21 protein-coding genes are annotated in these 20,745 nt (G+C 72.9%); 11 read left to right on the forward strand and 10 right to left on the reverse strand.

All coding sequences use genetic code 11. The annotated features are described in order from the left end of the window. Positions 1 to 98 precede the first annotated feature (98 nt). The 3 genes from A6A27_RS23110 to A6A27_RS23120 all read left to right on the forward strand — a co-directional run bounded on the left by A6A27_RS23110 (position 99) and on the right by A6A27_RS23120 (position 2,358). Positions 99 to 884, forward strand: coding sequence for an SDR family NAD(P)-dependent oxidoreductase (locus A6A27_RS23110; RefSeq protein ID WP_073836797.1), 786 nt, complete (start codon positions 99 to 101; stop codon positions 882 to 884). A gap of 337 nt (positions 885 to 1,221) precedes the next feature. Continuing rightward, a complete protein-coding gene (locus A6A27_RS23115; RefSeq protein ID WP_083672787.1) occupies positions 1,222 to 2,061 on the forward strand; it encodes an alpha/beta fold hydrolase in 840 nt (279 codons plus the stop codon). A 39-nt stretch (positions 2,062 to 2,100) separates the two neighbouring features. After that, positions 2,101 to 2,358, forward strand: a complete 258-nt coding sequence (locus A6A27_RS23120; RefSeq protein WP_143194122.1) for a hypothetical protein — start codon at positions 2,101 to 2,103, stop codon at positions 2,356 to 2,358. Between the two features lie 41 nt (positions 2,359 to 2,399). Here A6A27_RS23120 and A6A27_RS23125 read toward each other — a convergent pair whose 3' ends face one another. Continuing rightward, a complete protein-coding gene (locus tag A6A27_RS23125; RefSeq protein WP_241825411.1) occupies positions 2,400 to 2,945 on the reverse strand; it encodes an HNH endonuclease family protein in 546 nt (181 codons plus the stop codon). Between the two features lie 444 nt (positions 2,946 to 3,389). Between A6A27_RS23125 and A6A27_RS45105 the strand changes: the two genes are divergently transcribed. Further along, the gene (locus A6A27_RS45105) at positions 3,390 to 3,566 is read left to right on the forward strand and encodes a hypothetical protein (protein ID WP_198940418.1); all 177 of its coding nucleotides are present in this window, start codon (positions 3,390 to 3,392) and stop codon (positions 3,564 to 3,566) included. Positions 3,567 to 3,672: 106 nt separating this feature from the next. Here the strand turns inward: A6A27_RS45105 and A6A27_RS23130 are convergent, their stop codons facing one another. The 3 genes from A6A27_RS23130 to A6A27_RS23140 all read right to left on the reverse strand — a co-directional run bounded on the left by A6A27_RS23130 (position 3,673) and on the right by A6A27_RS23140 (position 6,142). Then, on the reverse strand, positions 3,673 to 4,905 hold the full coding sequence (locus A6A27_RS23130; protein ID WP_073836745.1) for an RNA polymerase sigma factor: 1,233 nt from the start codon (positions 4,903 to 4,905) through the stop codon (positions 3,673 to 3,675). Between the two features lie 3 nt (positions 4,906 to 4,908). Next, positions 4,909 to 5,310, reverse strand: coding sequence for a YciI family protein (locus A6A27_RS23135; protein WP_073836746.1), 402 nt, complete (start codon positions 5,308 to 5,310; stop codon positions 4,909 to 4,911). A gap of 415 nt (positions 5,311 to 5,725) precedes the next feature. Further along, positions 5,726 to 6,142: a hypothetical protein gene (locus tag A6A27_RS23140; RefSeq protein ID WP_143194123.1), complete on the reverse strand. Its 417-nt coding sequence runs from the start codon at positions 6,140 to 6,142 to the stop codon at positions 5,726 to 5,728. A gap of 300 nt (positions 6,143 to 6,442) precedes the next feature. On the opposite strand from A6A27_RS23140, the gene A6A27_RS23145 reads away from it, so the two are divergent. Next, on the forward strand, positions 6,443 to 7,090 hold the full coding sequence (locus A6A27_RS23145; RefSeq protein WP_073836800.1) for an HAD family hydrolase: 648 nt from the start codon (positions 6,443 to 6,445) through the stop codon (positions 7,088 to 7,090). A 51-nt stretch (positions 7,091 to 7,141) separates the two neighbouring features. Here the strand turns inward: A6A27_RS23145 and A6A27_RS23150 are convergent, their stop codons facing one another. The 5 genes from A6A27_RS23150 to A6A27_RS23170 all read right to left on the reverse strand — a co-directional run bounded on the left by A6A27_RS23150 (position 7,142) and on the right by A6A27_RS23170 (position 13,640). After that, a complete protein-coding gene (locus tag A6A27_RS23150) occupies positions 7,142 to 9,694 on the reverse strand; it encodes an ABC transporter permease (RefSeq protein WP_073836748.1) in 2,553 nt (850 codons plus the stop codon). After that, positions 9,694 to 10,461 (reverse strand): ABC transporter ATP-binding protein, encoded by a 768-nt coding sequence (locus tag A6A27_RS23155; RefSeq protein WP_073836801.1) that lies wholly within the window; start codon positions 10,459 to 10,461, stop codon positions 9,694 to 9,696. The genes A6A27_RS23150 and A6A27_RS23155 overlap by 1 nt, the downstream gene beginning before the upstream one ends. Before the next feature lie 270 nt (positions 10,462 to 10,731). Then, positions 10,732 to 11,418 carry a response regulator gene (locus A6A27_RS23160; protein ID WP_073836749.1) on the reverse strand — a complete coding sequence of 229 codons (687 nt, stop codon included), beginning with the start codon at positions 11,416 to 11,418 and terminating at the stop codon, positions 10,732 to 10,734. Between the two features lie 37 nt (positions 11,419 to 11,455). Further along, complete coding sequence (locus A6A27_RS23165; protein WP_073836750.1) at positions 11,456 to 12,649, reverse strand: sensor histidine kinase; 1,194 nt, start codon at positions 12,647 to 12,649, stop codon at positions 11,456 to 11,458. 76 nt (positions 12,650 to 12,725) lie between these two features. Next, positions 12,726 to 13,640, reverse strand: coding sequence for a RecB family exonuclease (locus tag A6A27_RS23170; protein WP_073836751.1), 915 nt, complete (start codon positions 13,638 to 13,640; stop codon positions 12,726 to 12,728). A 73-nt stretch (positions 13,641 to 13,713) separates the two neighbouring features. Here A6A27_RS23170 and A6A27_RS23175 point away from each other — a divergent pair, with 73 nt between their 5' ends. The 4 genes from A6A27_RS23175 to A6A27_RS23185 all read left to right on the forward strand — a co-directional run bounded on the left by A6A27_RS23175 (position 13,714) and on the right by A6A27_RS23185 (position 16,645). Then, entirely contained in the window at positions 13,714 to 14,865 is a 1,152-nt protein-coding gene (locus A6A27_RS23175) for a M50 family metallopeptidase (RefSeq protein WP_443189995.1), read from the forward strand. Then, positions 14,862 to 15,839, forward strand: coding sequence for a tRNA (adenine-N1)-methyltransferase (locus tag A6A27_RS23180; RefSeq protein ID WP_073836753.1), 978 nt, complete (start codon positions 14,862 to 14,864; stop codon positions 15,837 to 15,839). The genes A6A27_RS23175 and A6A27_RS23180 overlap by 4 nt, the downstream gene beginning before the upstream one ends. 81 nt (positions 15,840 to 15,920) lie before the next feature. After that, positions 15,921 to 16,076, forward strand: coding sequence for a hypothetical protein (locus A6A27_RS44360; RefSeq protein WP_158074033.1), 156 nt, complete (start codon positions 15,921 to 15,923; stop codon positions 16,074 to 16,076). After that, positions 16,073 to 16,645 (forward strand): hypothetical protein, encoded by a 573-nt coding sequence (locus A6A27_RS23185; protein WP_073836754.1) that lies wholly within the window; start codon positions 16,073 to 16,075, stop codon positions 16,643 to 16,645. The genes A6A27_RS44360 and A6A27_RS23185 overlap by 4 nt, the downstream gene beginning before the upstream one ends. A gap of 56 nt (positions 16,646 to 16,701) precedes the next feature. On the opposite strand, the gene A6A27_RS23190 is transcribed toward A6A27_RS23185, so the two are convergent. After that, entirely contained in the window at positions 16,702 to 16,995 is a 294-nt protein-coding gene (locus A6A27_RS23190; protein WP_073836802.1) for a ferredoxin, read from the reverse strand. 178 nt (positions 16,996 to 17,173) lie between these two features. On the opposite strand from A6A27_RS23190, the gene arc reads away from it, so the two are divergent. Both arc and dop read left to right on the forward strand, forming a co-directional pair. Continuing rightward, positions 17,174 to 18,955, forward strand: a complete 1,782-nt coding sequence (gene arc / locus A6A27_RS23195) for a proteasome ATPase (protein ID WP_073836755.1) — start codon at positions 17,174 to 17,176, stop codon at positions 18,953 to 18,955. A 255-nt stretch (positions 18,956 to 19,210) separates the two neighbouring features. Beyond that, entirely contained in the window at positions 19,211 to 20,728 is a 1,518-nt protein-coding gene (gene dop, locus A6A27_RS23200; RefSeq protein WP_073836756.1) for a depupylase/deamidase Dop, read from the forward strand. Positions 20,729 to 20,745 lie beyond the last annotated feature (17 nt).

Here is a 20,745-nt window from a genome sequence, read left to right on the forward strand (position 1 = left end):
GGCCGGTTCGGTGGCCTGGTATGGGTGCTCGCCATCGCCCTGACCCTCACCAGGTGGCCGACCGCAGCCCCCGACGACACCGTCGAAAGGCAGTGACGATGAGCCTCTCAGCGATCCACACGGCGGACCCCATCGACGGCTTGGCCGGCAAGGTCGCCATGGTCACCGGCGGCTCCCGGGGCATCGGCGCAGCCACCGCCCGCCGACTCGCCTCACACGGCGCGCTGGTCGGCGTCGGCGGCCGGGACCGGGCAGCGATCGACACCGTCGTCGCCCAAATCCGGGCTGACGGCGGCACGGCGGCTCCCGCCCCAGCGGACACCACCGACGCCGACGAACTGGCACGCGCGTACGCGCAGCTGAGCGAGCAGTTCGGCCCTGTCGAGCTGCTGGCCGCCTTCGCCGGCGGGAACGGCCGTCCCCGCCCGACCGAACAGGTCGAACCGGACGAGTGGCGGCGGGTGATTGAGGGTGATCTTACCTCGACGTTCCTCACTGTCCGCGCCGTCCTGCCCGGGATGATCGAGCGTGGCGGCGGAGCCATCGTCACGATGTCCTCGTCCGCGGGCCGCCAGCCCGGCCAGGCGGCGGCCGCCTATGCTGCTGCGAAGGCCGGCGTGGTGATGCTGTCCAAGCACTTGGCGGCTGAGATGGGCCCGCGCGGCATCCGGGTCAACTGTCTGGCGCCCTCCGCTGTGCTCAACGAGAAGATGGCCGCCACCATGACCGACGCGCAGCGCGCGCAGTTGACCAAGGCCTTCCCGCTGGGGCGCATTGGCCAGCCGGACGACATCGCCGCGGCCGCCGCGTTCCTGCTCTCCAACCAGGCGGCGTGGATCACCGGCGTGACCCTCGACATCAGTGGCGGCCGGATCATCACCTAATCGCAGCGCCGGCATCGTGAAGGGCCCCGGCGACCTGGCATGCCGCGCTGCAGGAACCACAGCATCCGCAAGGCGGGAGGCACCCAGACGCGCCGGCATTCGAGGGAAGCCCGGAGGTGCATGGATGAGGGCAGGCCCGGCACTGGATGTGCTGGGCGACACTGTGACCAGGTCCGGCGTGCCGCCAGCCGTCGACGGTGGACCAGCGCGGCCACGGACGCGATTCTGGCGGTGAGGCGGTCGCCGATGGCCCGGAGGTGGCGCAGCCGGCTGCCACTCCGACGCTGGCCTGGCCAGAGGTGCGCCGCCCGATCGCGCGACTGGCAGGATCGCCGGAATGGAGAGTTTCAGGTCCTGGGACGGCAACGAACTGGCGTATCGAGTCGTCGGCTCCGGCCCTCCGGTGGTGTGCATTCCCGGTGGCCCGGGGCAGGCGGTGGAGTATCTGGGCGAGCTGGGCGGGCTCGGCCGCGGTCGTACCCTGATCCTGCTGGACAACCGGGGCACCGGCGCGTCCGGTGTGCCCGCCGACCCGGACACCTATCGGGTCGACCGCCTCGTCGACGACCTCGAGGCTCTGCGACAGCACCTGGGCCTCGACCGGATGGACCTGTTCGGGCATTCCGCGAGCGGCGGGATCTGCCTGCTCTACGCCGCCCGGCATCCCGGGCGGCTTAATCACATGGTGCTGGTCGCTCCGTCGTTGCGGGTGGTCGGGTTGCCGTCGGACCTCGACGTCGACCGGGTGCTCGCCGCGCGGGCGCACGAGCCGTGGCACGCCAATGCGGTGGCGGCGTTGCACGCCGAGGCGACGACGCCGGAGGAGCAGCAGCGGTACCGGTGGGAGGCGGCCCCGCTGTTGTACGGCAGGTGGAGTCCCGCGGCCCAGGCGCAGGCCGCGGCCGAACCCGCCCAGTTCGCCCCGGCCGCCACGGACGGGTTCTACGCGGGGTTCACACCCGACCCGGCGCTGCCCGCGCGGCTGGCGGCGTTCACCGCTCCCACCCTGCTCCTGGCCGGTGAGCACGACATCTGGCCGACCGCGGCCGCGGTGCGGCAGCTCGCCGCGCTCTTCGGCAGCCACGAGCTGGTGGTCCAGCCGGACAGCGGCCACTTTCCCTGGGTCGACGATCCGGCGGCCTTCGCGGCGTCGGTGGAGGCGTTCCTGGCCGAATGACGGACCCGAGGCCACGCGCCGGGGCCGCACCATGGGCGGGTGCGGATGACACGGGTGGTCGGGTGGTTCGGGCTGGCCGCACACCTGGCCGTCGGGTTCTGGTACGCGGCCAGCGGCCTGGTGGTGCCGGGTTGGGCGCTCGCCGGGCTGCTGGTGGTCTGGGCGGTGCTCCTGGCGGTGGGGATCCGGCTGCTGCGCCGGCGGCCGGTGTTCGTGCCGTTGGTGCCGCTGGCGGCGATGCTGGTCTGGCTGGCGGTGGTCTCGGCTGGTGGCGCGTGGCTCGGTTGGACCGCCTGACGGGCCGGCCCGTGGGTGGGCCGGCCCGTCAGGCGACGCGGTCAGTACGCGTAGGTGACCGAGATGGTGCTGCTGGGGCAGCTGTTCGCCCAGCTGGTCAGGGCGCTCTTCTCCGCGCTGTCGACGGTCAGCCGCCAGCGGATCTTCACGGCGACCCACTCGTTGATGTAGCGGCAGCGGGCCGAGGCGTACGGGGGCATCCAGGTGGCCGGGTCCTGATCACCCTTGGCCTGGTTGACGTTGTCGGTGACGGCCGCCAGGGCGCGGGAGTCGCCGAGGTCGTTGGCGTACGCCTGGCGGCGGCTGGTGGTCCAGTTGCGGGCGCCGGAGTCCCAGGCCTCGGCCAGGGGGACCATGTGGTCGATGTCGAGGTCGCTGGTGAGGGTCCAGTAGGCGTTGTCGTAGTAGGAGTACCAGCGGCCGCCGGACAGGGAGCAGCCTGAACCCTTGGTCGGCTTGGTGGTGGCCTCGGCGATGAGGACCTCGTTGCGGGTGTTGCAGCCGTTGCCGTCGGCGTCGATCCAGTGGGGGAACAGGTCGCGGCTGTAGCCGGTGCGAACCTCGGTGGCGACCGAGAGGCTGGCCACCGCGGTGGTGAGGGGGCCGAGTAGCTGGCGGCCCAGGCGGGCTGGGTGAGGCCGAGGGTGGCGGCCACGGTCGCGACGAGGCTGGTGGCCATCGCGCGCAGGGTGCGGTTCATGATGCTCCATCCGGATGGAAGTGACTGCATCTATATAGATCAGCATTGAAGTAACGGTCTAGATCAATTTCCGTGAACGGCGGATGAGAGGCGGACGTATCCTGGCCGCCGCGCCCCGGGTCCACGCGGCCCGCGCCGCCGCGTCGACTGCGGCTCCAACCGCCCTCCAGCGCAGGTGCGGAGGCTGGCCGGGCCGGTCCCCGGGTCCCGGTGTCGAGCGGCCGGCCGGGGGTATGCGCAAACCTGGACCGCTCGGACAACTGAACAGGCCGAAAGATGCGGGCGCCGAGAGACCGTGGCGAGGATAAGGTGACGAGGGAAGGGGACGACGATGGCCGATGACACGCCAGTCAAGGTCCGGCCGGCCACGCCCACGATCGTCGGCGTGCCAGCAGACTCTCCCGAGGAACCGCCGAGCAGCCTCGATCTGTGGGCCCAGGCCCAGGTGCTGCACCGCTGCTTCGGCGACGACGACGGGGAGCCACACATCATGCGCGGCCTGGACTGAGTTCGGGCCACATCCCTAGGTCGGCGGATGCCCGCCGACCTAGCGGCGCGGGATCCGCCCGCCGGCAACTCGGGTCGAACCGGCCCCGGTGTGCGGCGACCTTCGGTCAGCCCAGCCGGGCCGCGCGGGCGTGCAGGTAGCGCTGCTGGGCCAGGTTCATCGAGCGGCGGGCCGCCGCCAGGTACGCCTGCCGCGCCGCGTCCGACTCCCCGGCCAGTTCGAGCAGGTGCGCGCGGGCGGCGTACCGGCGGGGATCCTCGGCGACCCGGCGATCGGCGTCGAGCGCGTCGAGCAGCGCCAGCCCGGCCCGCGGCCCGCGGGCCATGGCCACCGCGACCGCGTGGTTGAGCCGGACCACCGGGTTGTCGTGCAGGGCCAGCAGCATCTCGTACAGGGCGACGATCTGCGGCCAGTCGGTGGCCGCGACGCTGGGCGCCTCGTCGTGCAGCGCGGCGATCGCCGCCTGGAGCTGATACGCCCCGACCGCGCCCCGGGGCAGCGCCGCGCCGACCAGCCGGGTCCCCTCGGCGATCTGCTCACCACGCCAGCGGCGCCGATCCTGCTCGGCCATCGGCACCAGCGTGCCGTCCGGTCCGGTGCGCGCCGGGGTACGCGCGTCGGTGAGCAACATCAACGCCAGCAGCCCGGTCGCCTCCGGGTCGTCGGTGAGGCGGTGCAGCAGCCGGGCCAGCCGGATCGCCTCGGCGCGCAGATCGGTCCGGTGCAGCTGCTCGCCGGCGGTGCTCGTGTACCCCTCGTTGAAGATCAGGTAGAGCACGTGCAGCACGGCGTCGAGCCGGGCGACCCGCTCCTGCCCGGCGGGCAGGGCGAACGGCAGCCCGCTGTCCCGGATGCGCTGCTTGGCCCGGGTGATCCGCCGGGTCATGGTGGCCTCCGGCACCAGAAACGCCCGGGCCACCTCGGCGGTGCTGAGCCCGCCGACCGCCCGCAGGGTGAGCGCGATCTGCCCGGCCGGCGGCAGCGACGGGTGGCAGCACAGGAAGAGCAGGATCAGCGAGTCATCGGCGTCGTCCGGCGGCCGGTCGGCGGGCGGTGCCAGCCACCGGTCGGCCGGGACCTGGCGGGCGGCAGTGTCCTCGCGGCGGCGCCGGGCCTGTTCGGCGCGGAGCAGGTCGGTCAGCCGGCGGGACGCGACCGTGATCAGCCACGCCTTCGGGTCGTCGGGCAGACCGGAGCCGGGCCAGCGGGTGGCGGCGGCGAGCAACGCCTCCTGGGTGGCGTCCTCGGCGGTGTCGAAGTGCCCGTACCGGCGGACGAGCGCGCCGAGGACCTGCGGCGCCAGGGAGCGCAGCAGGTCCTCGACGCCGGCGTCGGACACCGGTCAGCCCTGGAGGTCCTCGAAGCCGTCCACGATCGGGCGCACGTCGACGTACTCGCCCTCGGCGTCCGGGTTGACGAACCGGGCGGCGATCTCGGTGGCCCGGTCGAAGCTGGCGCACTCGACCAGGGTGTAGCCGGCGAGCACCTCCTGCGTCTCCGCGTACGGGCCGTCGGTGACCACGGGAGCACCCCCGCGCAGCCGGACCCGACGGGCGTGCACCGGGGCGGTCAGCCCCTGCGCGTCGACCAGTTCCCCGGACTCGGCCAGCTCCTTGTGGATGCTCACCATGTGGGCGTGCATCGCCGCGATCTGCTCGGGGCTCATCGGCGGCCGGTCGCCCGGCCGCCCGGCCAGGGTGTCGTAGTCCTGCTGGCTGCCGTAGAGCATGATCAGGTACTTCATGGTGTCTCCTCTCGGCCGGCACCGACGGCGCCGTTCACCCGGGACGTCGGAGCCGATCGCCCGCCCCGGACGCCAGCCTAGGGCCGGCTCAGCCGACCTTGGCGGTGCCGAGCAGCGTGGCGGTGGGCGGCCGCAAGGCCCGTCGGCGTCCCGGTAGGCGGCGCTGAGCCGGTCGTACTCCCGCCGGATTCGCTTCCGCGCCGCGGCCGGCTGCCGCTGCACCACCAGGCCGACGCTGCCGACGCCCCGCCGCCGGGCCGGCCCATCAGTCCGCCGGGTCGGCCCGGGTCAGCGTCGCGCACCGGACGTCGGTCAGCCCCGCGGCGGCCAGCAGCCCGGCCAGCCCGGGGCGACGGCTGGAACCAGGACGACCAGGGCTACTCCCCGGTGAACCCCGGCCGCGGCGATCCTCGGGTCAGCGGACGGCCGCCCCGCCGGCGGCCAGGGCGTCCCGCCAGGTCCGGGTCTGCCAGGCGGCGGCCTCGTTGAAGGCCAGGTCGAGGAAGCCCGGCCCCTCGGACGCCGGGGCTGGGCGGCCGGCCCAGAAGTCGGCGCAGCCGCGCCGCTGCTCCGGGCTCGGCTTCGGCGAGATGTCCGAGCCGCGCCCCACCAGGGCGTACCGCCGGCCGTCGACGGTGAGCAGCAGGGTGCCGAGCCGGGTCAGCCGGCCGCTCACCTGCGCGGCTGGTACGGCGAACAGGTCCGCGCCGGAGCGATCCCGGGCGCGTAGCCAGCCCTGGTCGAGGGTCATCAGCACCGGCAAGCAGCGCCGGCCGTTCCAGATGCTCCGTCGCCAGTAGACGATGTTCGCGTGGGCCACCGGATCAGTCACACGGGGGACTGTATCTGTGGCCGTTTACCCTGCCCGCCTGCGGCCGGTCCGCCCCGACCGGCCCGGCTTGCGCGACGGTGAGCATCATCCGCGCCTGGTCGGGGTACTGCGCACCGCACAGTGACGGGAGCCGGGGAGGCAACGGTGGGGGAGAAGGCGGCGCCGGTGGCTCCGGCCCGCGTCATCCGGATCACCCCGGCCGGCCCGGGATCGCTGCTCCGGACGTCCGGTTGGCAGAATCGAGGCCAGCCGCCGTCCGACCCGAGGAGGCCCCCGCTGAGCAGCAAGCACCCCGCCGCCGTGCTTTTCGACATGGACGGCACCCTGGTCGACAGCGAGAAGCTGTGGGACGTCGCGTTGCAGGAACTCGCGGCGGTGTACGGGGGGACCCTCTCCGACACCGCCCGCAAGAGCATGATCGGCACCAGCATGGCCGCGTCGATGCGAATCCTGCACGACGACCTCGGCCAGCCGGAGCGGGACCCGCAGGCCAGCGCCGAGTGGATCAACGCGCGGATCCTGGAGCTGTTCCGCACCGGGCTGCAGTGGCGGCCGGGCGCGCTGGCGCTGCTGCGCGCGGTCCGCGCGGCGGGGATCCCCACCGCACTGGTCACCTCCAGCGTTCGGCCGTTGGTCGAGGTGGCCATGGACACCCTCGGCCGGGACAGCTTCGACGCGGTGGTCTGCGGTGACGAGGTGGACTCGGTCAAGCCGCACCCCGAGCCGTATCTGGCCGCTGCGCGGCTGCTCGGCGTGCCGATCGCGCGGTGCGTGGCGATCGAGGACTCCGCGACCGGGGTGGCCAGCGCGCTGGCCGCCGGGGCGGCCGTGCTGGCCGTGCCGGCGGAGGTGCCGCTGCCGCCGACCGACGGCGTACACCTGTTGGAGAGTCTGAGCGGGGCGGACCTGGAGCTGCTCGCGGCGCTGCTCGGTGAACCGCCGGTCTGATCCGGACCCGGCCGGAGGGCCCCCTGCCGCGCAGGGGGCCCTCCGGTGGGCTCACTCGTGGGCGATGGCGCCCAGCACGTTGATCCGGGCGGCCCGGATCGCCGGCAGGACCGCGGCTACCACCCCGATGATCGCGGCCAGGCCGAGCATGACGCCGATCTGCCCCCAGGGCAGGATCAGGTCGTTGATCCCCTCGTCCTTCAGCGCCCGGACCACGGCGGCGCCGAGACCGCTGCCGACGACGACGCCCAGCAGCGCGCCGAACACCGAGATCACCACCGCCTCGACGGTGATCATGCGCATGGTCTGCGCTCGGCGCAGCCCGATCGCCCGCAGCAGCCCCAGCTCCCGGGTGCGTTCCAGTACGGACAGCGCCAGGGTGTTCACGATGCCGAGCACCGCGATCACGATGGCCAGCGCCAGCAGGATCTGGATCATCTGGAGCAGCCCGTCGAGCGAGCCGGTCTGCTGCTTGATGAACGCGTCCCGGTCGGCCACCGACACCTCGGGGGAGTCCGCGAGCAGCCGTTCCACCTGCGGCTGGACGTCGGCCACCCGGGTGCCTGGGGCGAGTTGCAGGAAGCCCTGGATCGGCTGCGGGATGGCGAAGTCGCGGGCCGCCTGCGGCGGCAGCACCACCGGGTTGGTGAACTGTGAGCTCTGGTAGATGCCGCTGACCGTGTAACTGCGGGCCTCGCCGCGGGACAGCTGCACGTTCACGGTCGAGCCGACCGAGACGCCGCGGGACTTGGCGGTGTCGGAGCTGAACAGCATCTGGTCCGGGCCCAGCCGGCTGATGTCACCGGCGGCGGCCTTCGCCCCGAAGATGCGCTCCAGCGCGGCCACGTTGCTGGACGCGGCCACCCAGGTCCGTTGGCCGTTGACCATGGCCATGTCGCCGTACTCGCCGTCGACCAGCTGCACGCCGGGCAGCGCGGCCGCCTTGTCCAGCACCGCCGGGTCGAAGCTCGGCGGCCGTGGGCCGCTCTGCGATCCGGCGATCACCAGCTCGGCCTTGATGGTGTCCTTCGCCAGGGCGCTGATGCTGCCCTTCGCCGAGTCGAGGATCACCGTGACCCCGGTGACCAGGGCGATGCCGACCATCAGCGCGGCGGCCGTGATCGCGGTACGGCGGGGGTTGCGCCCGGAGTTGAGCCGCCCCAGCTTTCCCGGCACCGACCAGGCGAAGATCGCGCCCAGCAGGGAGACCACCGGGCGGCTGATCAACGGGGTCAGCAGCGCCACGCCGATGAAGGCGAAGAGCACGCCGCCCAGGATGGTGGCCAGGGTATTGCCGCCGGCGTTGCCGTTGAGCCCGAGGAAGAGCAGCGCGGCGCCGACCGCGGTGACCAGCGCGCCGGCCACCGTGATCCGGGTCAGCGGCCGGTCGGGGGTGGCCACGTCCTGCATCGCCGCGATCGGCGGGATCCGGGACGCGCGCAGCGCCGGCAGCAGCGCCGCCACCACGGTGATCACCAGGCCGACGGCGAACGCGCCGATCACCGCCGCCGCCGGTACGCCGATCCCGGCCAGGGTGAGCCCGCCGGCCAGGTTGCCGAACGCCCACGCCAGCAGCGCGCCGATGCCGATGCCGGCGGCCAGGCCGAACACCGAGGCGATCAGGCCCACCGCGATGGCCTCCAGCACCACCGAGCCGATGACTTGCCGGCGGCTCGCCCCGACGGCCCGCATCAGGGCCAGCTCCCGGGTCCGCTGCGCGACGATGATCGAGAAGGTGTTGAGGATCAGGAACGTGCCGACCAGCAGCGCCACCGCCGCGAAGCCGAGCAGGATCCGGTTGAAGAAGGACAGCGCCTCCTTGAAGCCCTGCGCGGCCTCGCTGGACAGCTGCTCGCCGGTCTTGACCACGTATCCGTCACCCACGGCGGCGGCCACCGCGTCGCGCAGCGACTCGTCGGTGACCCCGCCGGCGGCCTTGACCGTCACGCTGTTGAACGCGTTCGGCTCGCCCAGCATCAGCCGCTGCGCCGTCGGGGTGGTGAACATGATCTCGTTGCTGCCGCCGATCGAGTCGCGGCCGCCGCTGTAACCGAAGATCCCGACGATGGTGAAGTCCTGCTTCGGCTCCAGGGGAGTGAGCACCCCGACCCGGTCGCCGAGCTTCACCTTGCCCGCGGTCGCCAGCCCCTGGTTGATGACGATCTCGTCGTCGGCGCGCGGCTCGTGCCCCTCGCGCAGTCGCAGCTGCTCGGACTCGCCGGTCCAGTTCTCGCCCAGCTGCGGCGGGCCGAACGAGGCGACCGCCTTGCCGTTGCTGCCGATCAGGCGGGCCCCGTCGGCGGCGACCACGCCGGTGGCCGTGGCCACCCCGGGCACCGCGCGGACCTTGTCCACCGTCGCCGCCGGCAACGGCGCCGCCGTCTGCTCGCCCTCCATCTCCGACACCGCGATCTTCGGCTTGGCCGCGACGTTGACGTCGACTCCCTCGTACGCGTCGGCGAAGATCGCGTCGAAGGTGCGGCCGAGGGTGTCGGTCAGCACGAACGCGCCGGAGACGAACATCACCCCGAGCACGACCGCCAGGCCGGAGAGGAACAGCCGCAGCTTCCGGGCCAGCAGGCTCTTCAGCGTCGCCCGGATCATCAGCCGTTCACCTCGGCCGGGGTGTCGAGCTTCTTCATCGTGTCCAGCACGGTGTCGGCGGTCGGCTCGATCAGCTCCGAGACGATCTGCCCGTCGGCGAGGAACACCACCCGGTCGGCGTACGCGGCGGCGGTCGGGTCGTGGGTGACCATCACGATGGTCTGGCCGTGCTCGCGGACCGAGTTGCGCAGGAAGTTCAGCACCTCGGCGCCGGAGCGGGAGTCCAGGTTGCCGGTCGGCTCGTCGGCGAAGATCACCTCGGGGCGGGCGACCAGCGCCCGGGCGCACGCCACCCGCTGCTGCTGGCCGCCGGAGAGCTGCGCCGGCCGGTGCCCGAGTCGGTCCCGCAGGCCGACCGTGTCGATCACCGTCTGGTACCAGGCCGGGTCCGGCTTGCGGCCGGCGATCGACATCGGCAGCAGGATGTTCTCCTGCGCGGTGAGCGTGGGCAGCAGGTTGAACTGCTGGAAGATGAAGCCCACCTTGTCGCGGCGCAGCTTCGTCAGCCCGGCGTCGTTGAGGCCGGTCACCGTCGTGTCGCCGATCGCGACCGTGCCTCGGGTCACCGAGTCCAGGCCGGCCAGGCAGTGCATCAGCGTCGACTTGCCGGAGCCGGACGGGCCCATGATCGCGGTGAACTGGCCCCGCTCGAACTCGGCGCTCACCCCCCGCAGCGCGATGACCTGCGCCTCGCCGCTGCCGTACACCTTCCACACGTCGCTGGCCCGGGCCGCGGCCTGCGCCTGCCGGCCTACCATCGCGGTCACGTCATCTACCTCTTCCGTCTGCCTGCCGATCCGCACCGCCCCCGCTGGTCGGTGCGGCAGTTCCATCCTCGGTGCCGCCGGTGGCGGATCCGTCCGCCCCCGGGGGGAGCCGGTGCCGGAAATCCCGCTGAGGGTCGCCCCCGAGGCCGGCTCAGGGTCACCCCTGATCCGGTGGCGGCGCCGACGATCGGACCTGACGCCACGTCACGGTCAACCCTGCCGGCCGGACGATGGTCACGGTAGGTGACGGTCGCCACCCGGTCGGAACACTCAGCCGCCGGGGCGCACCAGCCCCGTCTCGTACGCCAGCACCACCGCCTGCACCCGGTCCCGCAGCCCCAGTTTGGTCAGCACGTGCCCGACGTGGGTCTTGATGGTGGTTTCACTGACCGACAGGGCCCGGGCGATCTCCGCGTTGGACAACCCGCGGGCCACCTGCACCAGCACCTCCCGCTCGCGCTCGGTCAGCGAGTTGAGGGCCTTCGGCGGGGCGGCCGCCGGGTCGGGCAGCACGTCGGCGAAGCGGTCCAGCAGCCGCCGCAGGATCCGGGGGGCCACCACCGCCTCCCCGGCGGCCACCGTCCGGATCGCGGTGACCAGATCCTCCGCCGGTACGTCCTTGGCCAGGAAGCCGCTCGCCCCGGCCCGCAACGCGCCGACCACGTACTCGTCCAGGTCGAAGGTGGTGAGGATGAGCACGCGCACCGGCAGCCGGGCGTCCACGATCGCCCGGGTTGCCGCCACCCCGTCCATCCGCGGCATCCGGATGTCCATCAGCACCACGTCGGGCAGCAGCCGGCGGGACAGCTCCACCGCCTCCAGCCCGTCGCCGGCCTCGGCCACGATGTCCAGGTCGTCCTCGGTGCCGAGCACCATCCGGAAGCCGGTACGCAACAGCGGCTGGTCGTCGGCGAGCAGGATCCGCACCGGTCGTGGCTGCGCCGTGCTGTCGGTCATCCGTCATCCCTCGTCGTGCCGGCCGGGCCGGGAACGGTCATGCCGGTACCGCCCCGGCGGACTCGAGCGGGATCCGCGCGTACACCCGGAAGCCGCCGCCGGGTCGCGGACCGGTCCGCAGGATCCCACCGTAGAGGGCGACCCGTTCCCGCATGCCGACCAGCCCGTGCCCGATCCGGTCGGCCGCCGGCGCCGGGCCCCGGCCGGTGTCGGTGACCTCCACCGCCAGGACGCCGTCGGCGACGGTGAGCTGGACCAGCGCGGTGGCCCGGCCGGCATGCTTGAGCGCGTTGGTCAGGGCCTCCTGCACGATCCGGTAGACGGTCAGCGCCACGCCCTCCTCCATCGGCCCCGGCGTGCCGTCGATCCGCAGCGTCACCGGCAGGCCCGCCTCCCGGACCTGCTCGACGAGGGCCTCGATGCCGGTCAGGCCCGGCTGCGGGGTCAGCTCGGCGGCCGGTTCGGCGTCGGTGCGCAGCACGTCCAGCAGCCGGCGCAGCTCCCGCAGGGTGGCCCGACCGGTCTCCTCGACCGTGGCCATCGCCTCGTCCGCGGCGTCCGGGTCCCGGCGCAGCACCCGGCGGGCCCCGGTGGCCAGCACCCCCATCACGCTGACCTGGTGGGCGACCACGTCGTGCAGCTCCCGGGCGATCCGGCGCCGCTCGTCGGCGACGGCCTGCTCGGCGAGGGACCGCTGGTTCGCCTCGGCGACCCGGGCCCGTTCGCGCAGCATTCGGGTGGACTGCCGGCGCGCCTGCACCGCCCGGCCCACCGCGTACGCCACCGACGCGGTGAGCAGGTTGTTGAGGACCAGGTACGCCGGGCCCATGTCGAGCACGCCCTTCAGCGGCGCGGCGAGGTTGGCCAGCACCACCGGCACCCACAGCAGCAGCGCGGCCAGGGTGGCCGGGCGCGGCCGCTGGCGCGCGGCCATCGTGTAGGTGAGCACGATGAAGGTCAGGCTCTGGGTGGCCGGCGCCTGCCGCAGCAGCACCGGCACGGCCAGGGTGGCCACCGCCGCGGCCACCGCCGGCCACGGCGCGACCCGGCGCAGCGCCACCGGGACCGCGCCCACCGCGCTCCAGCCCAGCGCCGTCCACAGCTGCGCGGGCCGCAGCTCGGGCGGCGCCAGCAGCAGCAACACCGTAGAGAGCAGCACCAGGGCGACCGCCGTGCCGGCGTCGACGGCCAGCGGTCGACGGCGGGCCCAGGCCCGCACCCGGTTGGTCATGCCACGACGCTAGCCGCCGCCCGGCGCGTCCCCTCGTCGCCGATGCCGAACCCGGCCTCCTCCGCGAGAAGGAGGGTCACTCGTCCGCGCCGGGGGCGGCCGGCCGGGACCGGGCGTCGGTCAGCGGGTCACCCGCGCCGGCGGCCGGGAACGGCGGCGGGGTCCCGCCGAAGCTGGGGCAGAGCGCCTGGTGGCTGCACCAGTCGCAGAGCCGGCTCGGCCGGGGGCGGAAATCCTGCCGCGCGGTGGCCTGCTCGATCGCCTGCCAGAGCGCCACCACCGTGCGTTCGAACCGGAGCAGCTCCTCCGCGTCCGGGGTGTAGTCGCACACCTCGGCGTCCTTGAGGTAGAGCAGCCGCAGCACGCGTGGCACCACGCCGCGGGTCCGCCACAGCACCAGGGCGTAGAACTTGAGCTGGAACAGCGCCCGCGCCTCGAACGCCTCCCGCGGTGCCCCGCCGGTCTTGTAGTCGACCACCCGCAGCGCGCCGTCGGGGGCCACGTCGAGCCGGTCCAGGTAGCCGCGGATCAGCAGCTCCTCGTCGACCACCGCGGAGATCAACGCCTCCCGTTCGGCCGGCTCCAGCCGGCGCGGGTCCTCCACCGCGAAGTAGCCCTGCAGCAGCGCCGCGGCCGAGCGGAGGAACTCCGCCGCCCCCGCCGTGTCGTCCGCGGCGAACAGCGTCGCCAACTCCGGCTGCTCGGTGACCAGCCGGTCCCACTGCGGGGCGACCAGGTCACCGGCCGACTGCGGGGTACGCGCCGCCGCCGGCAGGTCGAACAGCCGCTCCAGCACCGCGTGCACCAGCGTGCCCCGGGCCTGCTCGACGGTGGGACGCTCGGGCAGCCGGTCGATGCTGCGGAACCGGTAGAGCAGCGGGCAGGTCTTGAAATCCGCCGCCCGCGACGGCGACAGCGACGCCCGCACCGTGGATGGCGGCACCGCCGCGGTCGGGGAGTCGTGCGTGTCGATCACCGGTTCCGCCGTCATGCCCGGAAGGTTAGGGCACCGGTGTGACAGGGCCGACGTCGCCGCACCGGGGCATGATCGGCGTCCGCGTAGCATCGACCCGGTGGAGCATAGGTCCCGACCACCGCGCCGGCCCGGGCTGACCATCGGTCGGGTGTTCGGGGTGCCGCTGCGCGTGGACGCCTCGATGCTCCTGCTCACCCTGGTCGTCACCGTCCTGTACGCCAGCCTGGCCCGCCGGCAGCTCGAGGTGGGTCACCTCGGCGGCTGGCTGGTCGGCCTCGGCTTCGTGGTCTCCCTGCTCGGTTCGGTGCTGCTGCACGAGCTCGGGCACGCCCTGACCGCCCGCCGGTACGGCATCGGTGTGCGCGGGATCACCCTGGAACTGCTCGGCGGGTACACCGAGATGGACCGGGACGCCCCCAGCCCCCGGGTCGACCTGCTGGTCTCCCTCGCCGGCCCGGCTGTCTCCGCGGTGCTCGGCGCCGCCGCCGTGGCGGCCACCCTCGCGCTGCCCGCCGGCACCCTCGCCCACCAGCTTGCCTTCCAATTGGCGGTGAGCAACGTGATCATCGCGGTGTTCAACAGCCTGCCCGGGCTGCCGCTGGACGGCGGGCGGGCGCTGCGCGCCGCCGTCTGGGCGCTCACCCGGGACCGGCACCGCGGCACCGAGGTGGCCGGCTGGGTCGGGCGGGCCGTGGCCGTCGCCACCCTTACCGTGGTCGTCCTGCTCACCCTGCGCCGGGCGATCGCGCCGCTGGCCCTGCCGCTGATGCTGCTGGTCGCCGTCACCCTGTGGCGCGGCGCCGGGCAGTCCATCCGGATGGCCCGGATCAGCCGGCGCCTGCCGCTGGTCGACCTGTCCCGGCTGGCCCGCCCGGTGCTGCCCGTGCCCAGCGGCACCCCCCTGGCGGAGGCGCACCGCCGCCGCGCCGAGGGACCGGTTCCCGACGCGGCACTCACCGTCGTCGACTCCACCGGCCGGCCGGTCGCCCTGGTCGACCCGGCCCGGGCCGCCGCCGTACCGCCGGAACGGCAGCCCTGGCTGGCGGTGGACGCGGTCGCCCGCGACCTGGACTCCCTGCCCGCCCTGCCGGTGGGCGCGGACGGCGAACGCGTGATGGAGATCGTGCGCACGCACCCGGGCGCACAGTACGTGGTGACGGCAGGCGAAGATGTCGTCGGCATTCTGCACATCGCGGATCTGGCTCAGCTCCTGGAACCCAAACGGAAGACGAACACGTGACCGCACATTCCTCCGCCGTCCCGGCCGACCCCGCCGCCGCGGCGCTGCCTCCCGTGCACCGGGGGCCGTTCCGGCCCGGTGACCGGGTGCAGCTGACCGACCCGAAGGGTCGGATGCACACCGTGACGCTGGAGCCCGGCAAGGAGTTCCACACCCACCGGGGGATCCTCAAGCACGACACGCTGATCGGCCTGCCCGACGGCAGTGTCGTCACCACCGCGGGCGGCGGCACCGCGTTCCTGGCGCTGCGGCCGCTGCTGTCGGACTACGTGCTGTCCATGCCGCGCGGCGCCCAGGTGATCTACCCGAAGGACGCGGCGCAGATCGTCATGATGGGCGACATCTTCCCCGGTGCGAAGGTCCTCGAGGCCGGCGCCGGCTCCGGCGCGCTGTCCTGCTCGCTGCTGCGCGCGGTCGGTACCGAGGGTGAGCTGCACTCGTTCGAGCTGCGGGAGGATTTCGCCAAGATCGCCGAGCGGAACGTCGAGGCGTTCTTCAACGGCCCGCACCCGGCCTGGCGGCTGCACGTCGGCGACGTCGCCGAGTGCCCGGAGACCGGCTTCGACCGGATCATCCTGGACATGCTCACCCCGTGGGAGATGCTCGACATGGTCGAGCGGGCGCTCGTCCCCGGCGGCGTCCTCATCGGGTACGTGGCCACCACCCCGCAGCTGTCCGAGCTGGTCGAGGCGCTGCGCGAGCGTGGCGGCTGGACCGAGCCGCGCGCCTGGGAGTCCCTGGTCCGGGACTGGCACGCCGAAGGGCTGGCCGTGCGTCCCGACCACCGCATGATCGCGCACACCGCGTTCCTGGTCTCCGCGCGCAAGCTCGCCCCCGGGGTCACCGCCCCGCCACGGCGCCGCAAGCCCAGCAAGGGCACCGAGGCGTACGTCCAGCGCCGGCAGGCCCTGCGCGAGGCGGAGGCGGCCCGGCAGGCGGCGGCCGGGCCGGAGCAGGAGCCGGGCGAGGCGTGACCCCCCGGCGGCACGGACGGGCATGAGCGAGCGGATCATGTGTCCCGGCGGGGACGACACCGAACGGGCGGAGACGGTGGCATGAGCGAGCGAACGGCGGGCGGCGGACGCCGGGCCCGTCCGGGCGGGCGGGACCGGCGGCGGCGCGGCAGCGGGACGAGCGAGCGCAGCGAGCGGATCGTCGGGCTCGGCGCGGCCCACTCTCTCGTCGCCAGCCGGCGGGAGGCGGCGGCATGAGCAGCCCCGGCTACGGCAACGGCGACCTGCCCGCCGTCTTTCCCGACTGGTCGCCCTACGCCGATCTGGAGTCGGCCACCCGGGCGTACCTGCGCGACCCCGACATCGCCCTGGAGGCCCTCGGCGGGGTGCTGCGCGGTGCCTCCGTGCTCGGCTTCACCCTGGAACGCTTCGTCAACGAGGTCAACGGGGTGTGGCAGGAGGTGGTCGTCTGTGACGGCAGCCGCCTGGTCCTCTGGCACGGCGAGGACGTGCCGCCCGGCGAGGGGCCGCCCGGATCGATGACCTCCTCGCTGCGGGTGGTGCCGGTCTCCACGATCACCGAGGTGGGCTGCCGGCGGCGGCTCACCCGCACCGACAACGGCGCGATCCGGGTCGACAGCATCGACGTCTACCTGCTGCTCAGCTCGCTGGACGAGGCGCCGCCCGGCGACGAGATCACCGGCGCGCCCCGGCACGACGCGCTACGGTTCGGCAAGACCCTCGACGACGGCGGCGCCGGGCAGATCGCCCGGCTGGAGGAGTTCGCCCGGATGGTCGCCTCGGTCGTCGGCCGCCCCCTGCTGTAGAGACGGCGGCGGGCCGGGGACGTCCGTCCCCGGCCCGCACCGCCCCGAACCGGGGGTCAGTCCTCGGCGTCCGGCCCGGCCATCTCGACACCGTCGCCGGCGCGCACCACGTGGATGCACTCGCCCGGGCATTCCTTCGCCGAGTCGATCACCTCGAGGCGCAGGTGCTCCGGCACGTCCACCCGGGCCCCCGGGGCCAGCCGCAGCTCGCCGTCGGAACCCTTGACGTACGCCAGGCCGTCCAGGTCGAACTCGAAGACCTCGGGCGCGTACTGGACGCACAGCCCGTCGCCCGTGCAGAGATCCTGGTCCACCCAGACCTGAAGCTGGTCCGTCGCGACCTCTGCCACCGGTGCACCCCCCATGTTCTCCCGTCCCACGCCCCGACGGTACCCGAACGGCCGTACCCGCCCGGCGACCAGCCCTTGGCGATCAAGCTTCGGTGACGGGCGCGTTGCGGAGGACCGAATCGGGCTCACAGCGGCTAGTGTTAGCTCAGAACGTTCGAGCCCCCCGGGGAGGTGGGACGTGGCACGCAGCGACGACGCGGACTCGCGCGCCGCACGGTGGGAGAAGGAGGCCCACGATCTCTCCACGCAGGTCGCGTTCCTGCAAGAGGAACTCGCCCTGGTGCGGCGCAAGTTGACCGAAAGCCCCCGACACGTCCGGCAGCTCGAGGAGCGGCTGGCGGCCACCCAGGCCCAGTTGGCGCGGCTGACCGAGAACAACGAGCGGCTCGTGAGCACTCTCAAGGAGGCTCGCGCGCAGATCGTGACGCTCAAGGAGGAGATCGACCGCCTCGCACAGCCCCCGAGTGGCTACGGCGTCTTCCTGGCCAAGCACGACGACGGCACGGTGGACGTCTTCACCGGCGGGCGCAAGCTTCGGGTTGCCGTCTCGCCCTCGCTGGACGTCGACGAGCTGCGTCGCGGCCAGGAGGTCCTGCTCAACGACGCGCTCAACATCGTGGACGCGTTCGGCTACGAGCGGGTCGGCGAGGTGGTGATGCTCAAGGAGGTGCTCGCCGGGCCCGACGGTGCTCCCGGTGACCGGGCGCTGGTGGTCTCCCACTCCGACGAGGAGCGGATCGTGCACCTCGCGGAGACCCTGATCGGCACCTCGATCAGGGCCGGCGACTCGCTCATGATCGAGCCCCGCTCGGCGTACGCCTATGAGCGGATCCCGAAAAGCGAGGTCGAGGAGCTCGTCCTGGAGGAGGTGCCCGACGTCGGCTACGAGGACATCGGTGGCCTCCAGGCGCAGATCGAGCAGATCCGCGACGCGGTGGAACTGCCGTTCCTGCACTCCGACCTGTTCCGCGAGCACCAGCTCCGGCCGCCGAAGGGCATTCTGCTCTACGGCCCGCCCGGCTGCGGCAAGACCCTGATCGCCAAGGCGGTGGCCAACTCGCTGGCCAAGAAGATCGCCGAGCGGCGCGGCGAGGAGAAGCACACCAGCTTCTTCCTCAACATCAAGGGTCCCGAACTGCTTAACAAGTACGTCGGCGAGACCGAGCGGCACATCCGGTTGATCTTCCAGCGGGCGCGGGAGAAGGCCGGCGAGGGCACCCCGGTGATCGTGTTCTTCGACGAGATGGACTCCGTGTTCCGCACCCGCGGTTCCGGCGTCTCCTCCGACGTGGAGAACACCATCGTCCCGCAGCTGCTCAGCGAGATCGACGGCGTGGAGGGCCTGGAGAACGTCATCGTCATCGGCGCCTCCAACCGGGAAGACATGATCGACCCGGCGATCCTGCGTCCCGGCCGGCTCGACGTGAAGATCAAGATCGAGCGGCCGGACGCCGAGGCGGCCAAGGACATCTTTTCCAAGTACATCCTGGCGGGTCTGCCGCTGCACGCGGACGACCTGGCCGAGCACGGTGGCGACCCGCAGGCCACCGTCGCCGCGATGATCGACGCGGTGGTGCTGCGGATGTACTCGGAGACCGAGGAGAACCGGTTCCTCGAGGTCACCTACGCCAACGGCGACAAGGAAGTCCTCTACTTCAAGGACTTCAACTCCGGCGCGATGATCCAGAACATCGTCGACCGGGGCAAGAAGATGGCCATCAAGGAGTTCCTCACCTCCGGGCGCAAGGGGCTGCGGCTGCAGCACCTGCTCGACGCCTGCGTCGACGAGTTCCGCGAGAACGAGGACCTGCCCAACACCACCAACCCGGACGACTGGGCGCGCATCTCCGGCAAGAAGGGCGAGCGGATCGTCTACATCCGCACGCTCGTCTCCGGCGGCAAGGGCGCCGAGGCCGGCAGGTCGATAGAGACCGCCAGCAACACTGGCCAGTATCTGTAGTCCGACGCACGACCGGAGGCCCGTGGCGCCCGCGCCGCGGGCCTCCGCGCGTCCGCGTCCGGCCCCGCCGTGAGCGAGCGCAGCGAGCGAACCAGTTGGCTCAGCAGCGTGGCGAACGCCGCCGCGGAGCGAAGCGACGCGGTGGCGTGGGTCGCCACACCGTACGCCCCGGGCCGCCACGCCCCCATCCCGCGTGACGACGACTACGCTCGACGTGACGGGGGGACCGGGACGGCGAGCGGAGCGGGCAGGTCGATGAGCGTAAGACGGATCATGGGCACCGAGGTCGAGTACGGCATCTCCGTGCCCGGCCAGGCCGGGGCCAACCCGATGGTCACCTCCTCGCAGGTGGTCAACGCCTACGGGGCGCGCCCGGAACTCAACCGGGGAGGCCGGGCCCGCTGGGACTACGAGGAGGAGTCGCCGCTGCGCGACGCCCGCGGCTTCACCTACTCCGGCGCCGCGTACGACCCGGCCGAGGCGCTCGCCGACGAGGACCTGGGGCTGGCCAACGTCATACTCACCAACGGGGCCCGGCTGTACGTCGACCACGCCCACCCGGAGTACTCCACCCCCGAGGTGACCAACCCCCTGGACCTGGTCCGCTGGGACAAGGCGGGGGAGCGGGTGATGGCCGAGGCGGCCCGGCGGGCAGCGACCATCCCGGGCACCCACCCGATCCACCTCTACAAGAACAACACCGACAACAAGGGCGCCAGCTACGGCGCCCACGAGAACTACCTGATGCGGCGGCAGACCCCGTTCGCCGACATCGTGGCGTACCTGACGCCGTTCTTCGTCACCCGTCAGGTGGTCTGCGGCGCCGGCCGGGTCGGCATCGGCCAGGACGGCGGCCAGAGCGGCTTCCAGATCTCCCAGCGGGCGGACTTCTTCGAGGTCGAGGTGGGGCTGGAGACCACCCTCAAGCGGCCGATCATCAACACCCGCGACGAGCCGCACGCGGACGCCGACAAGTACCGCCGGCTCCACGTCATCATCGGCGACGCCAACCTGTCGGAGATCTCCACGTACCTCAAGGTCGGCACCACCGCGCTGATCCTCACCATGATCGAGGAGAAGGCGCTCGGCCCCGACCTCGGCATCGCCGACCCGGTCAGTGAGCTGCGTGCGGTCAGCCACGACCCGTCGCTCAAGCACCTCATGCGGATGCGCGACGGCCGCAGGCTGACCGCCCTGGACGTCCAGTGGGCGTACCTGGAGCGGGTCCGGTCCTTCGTGGACGACCGGTACGGCACCGACGTCGACGAGCAGACCGCCGACGTGCTCGACCGCTGGGAGAGCGTGCTCGACCGGCTCGGCCGCGACGCCTTCCTCTGCGCCGACGAGCTGGACTGGGTGGCCAAGCTGCGGCTGCTGGAGGGCTACCGGGAGCGGGAGAAGCTCGGTTGGGGCGCGCACAAGCTCCAGCTGGTCGACCTCCAGTATTCCGACGTCCGGCCCGAGAAGGGGCTCTACCACCGGCTGGTGACCCGCGGCGCGATGCGGACGCTGCTCAGCGACGAGCAGAGCCGCACCGCGATGACCGAACCGCCGGAGGACACCCGGGCCTACTTCCGCGGCCGCTGCCTGGCCCAGTACGCCTCCGAGGTGGTCGCCGCGAGCTGGGACTCGGTCATCTTCGACGTGGGCCGGGAGTCGCTGGTCCGGGTGCCGATGATGGAACCCGAACGGGGCACCCGCAAGCACGTCGGGCAGCTGTTCGACCGGTGCGAGAGCGCCAAGGACCTGCTGGAGACGCTGACCGGCGGCTGAGCCGGATGCCGGAAAGC

It is taken from the genome of Micromonospora sp. CB01531, from assembly GCF_001905095.1.
In the GTDB taxonomy this organism is placed as follows: Bacteria; Actinomycetota; Actinomycetes; order Mycobacteriales; family Micromonosporaceae; genus Micromonospora.

Bases quoted from the DNA above. Each gene is read 5' to 3' on its own strand.
- dop (WP_073836756.1), top strand. From the start codon at position 19,211: ATGAGCGTAAGACGGATCATGGGCACCGAGGTCGAGTACGGCATCTCC.
- A6A27_RS23150 (WP_073836748.1), bottom strand. From the start codon at position 9,694: ATGATCCGGGCGACGCTGAAGAGCCTGCTGGCCCGGAAGCTGCGGCTG.
- A6A27_RS23165 (WP_073836750.1), bottom strand. From the start codon at position 12,649: ATGACCAACCGGGTGCGGGCCTGGGCCCGCCGTCGACCGCTGGCCGTC.
- A6A27_RS45105 (WP_198940418.1), top strand. From the start codon at position 3,390: ATGGCCGATGACACGCCAGTCAAGGTCCGGCCGGCCACGCCCACGATC.
- A6A27_RS23110 (WP_073836797.1), top strand. From the start codon at position 99: ATGAGCCTCTCAGCGATCCACACGGCGGACCCCATCGACGGCTTGGCC.
- A6A27_RS23115 (WP_083672787.1), top strand. From the start codon at position 1,222: ATGGAGAGTTTCAGGTCCTGGGACGGCAACGAACTGGCGTATCGAGTC.
- A6A27_RS23160 (WP_073836749.1), bottom strand. From the start codon at position 11,418: ATGACCGACAGCACGGCGCAGCCACGACCGGTGCGGATCCTGCTCGCC.
- A6A27_RS23135 (WP_073836746.1), bottom strand. From the start codon at position 5,310: ATGAAGTACCTGATCATGCTCTACGGCAGCCAGCAGGACTACGACACC.
- A6A27_RS23170 (WP_073836751.1), bottom strand. From the start codon at position 13,640: ATGACGGCGGAACCGGTGATCGACACGCACGACTCCCCGACCGCGGCG.
- A6A27_RS44360 (WP_158074033.1), top strand. From the start codon at position 15,921: ATGAGCGAGCGAACGGCGGGCGGCGGACGCCGGGCCCGTCCGGGCGGG.
- A6A27_RS23185 (WP_073836754.1), top strand. From the start codon at position 16,073: ATGAGCAGCCCCGGCTACGGCAACGGCGACCTGCCCGCCGTCTTTCCC.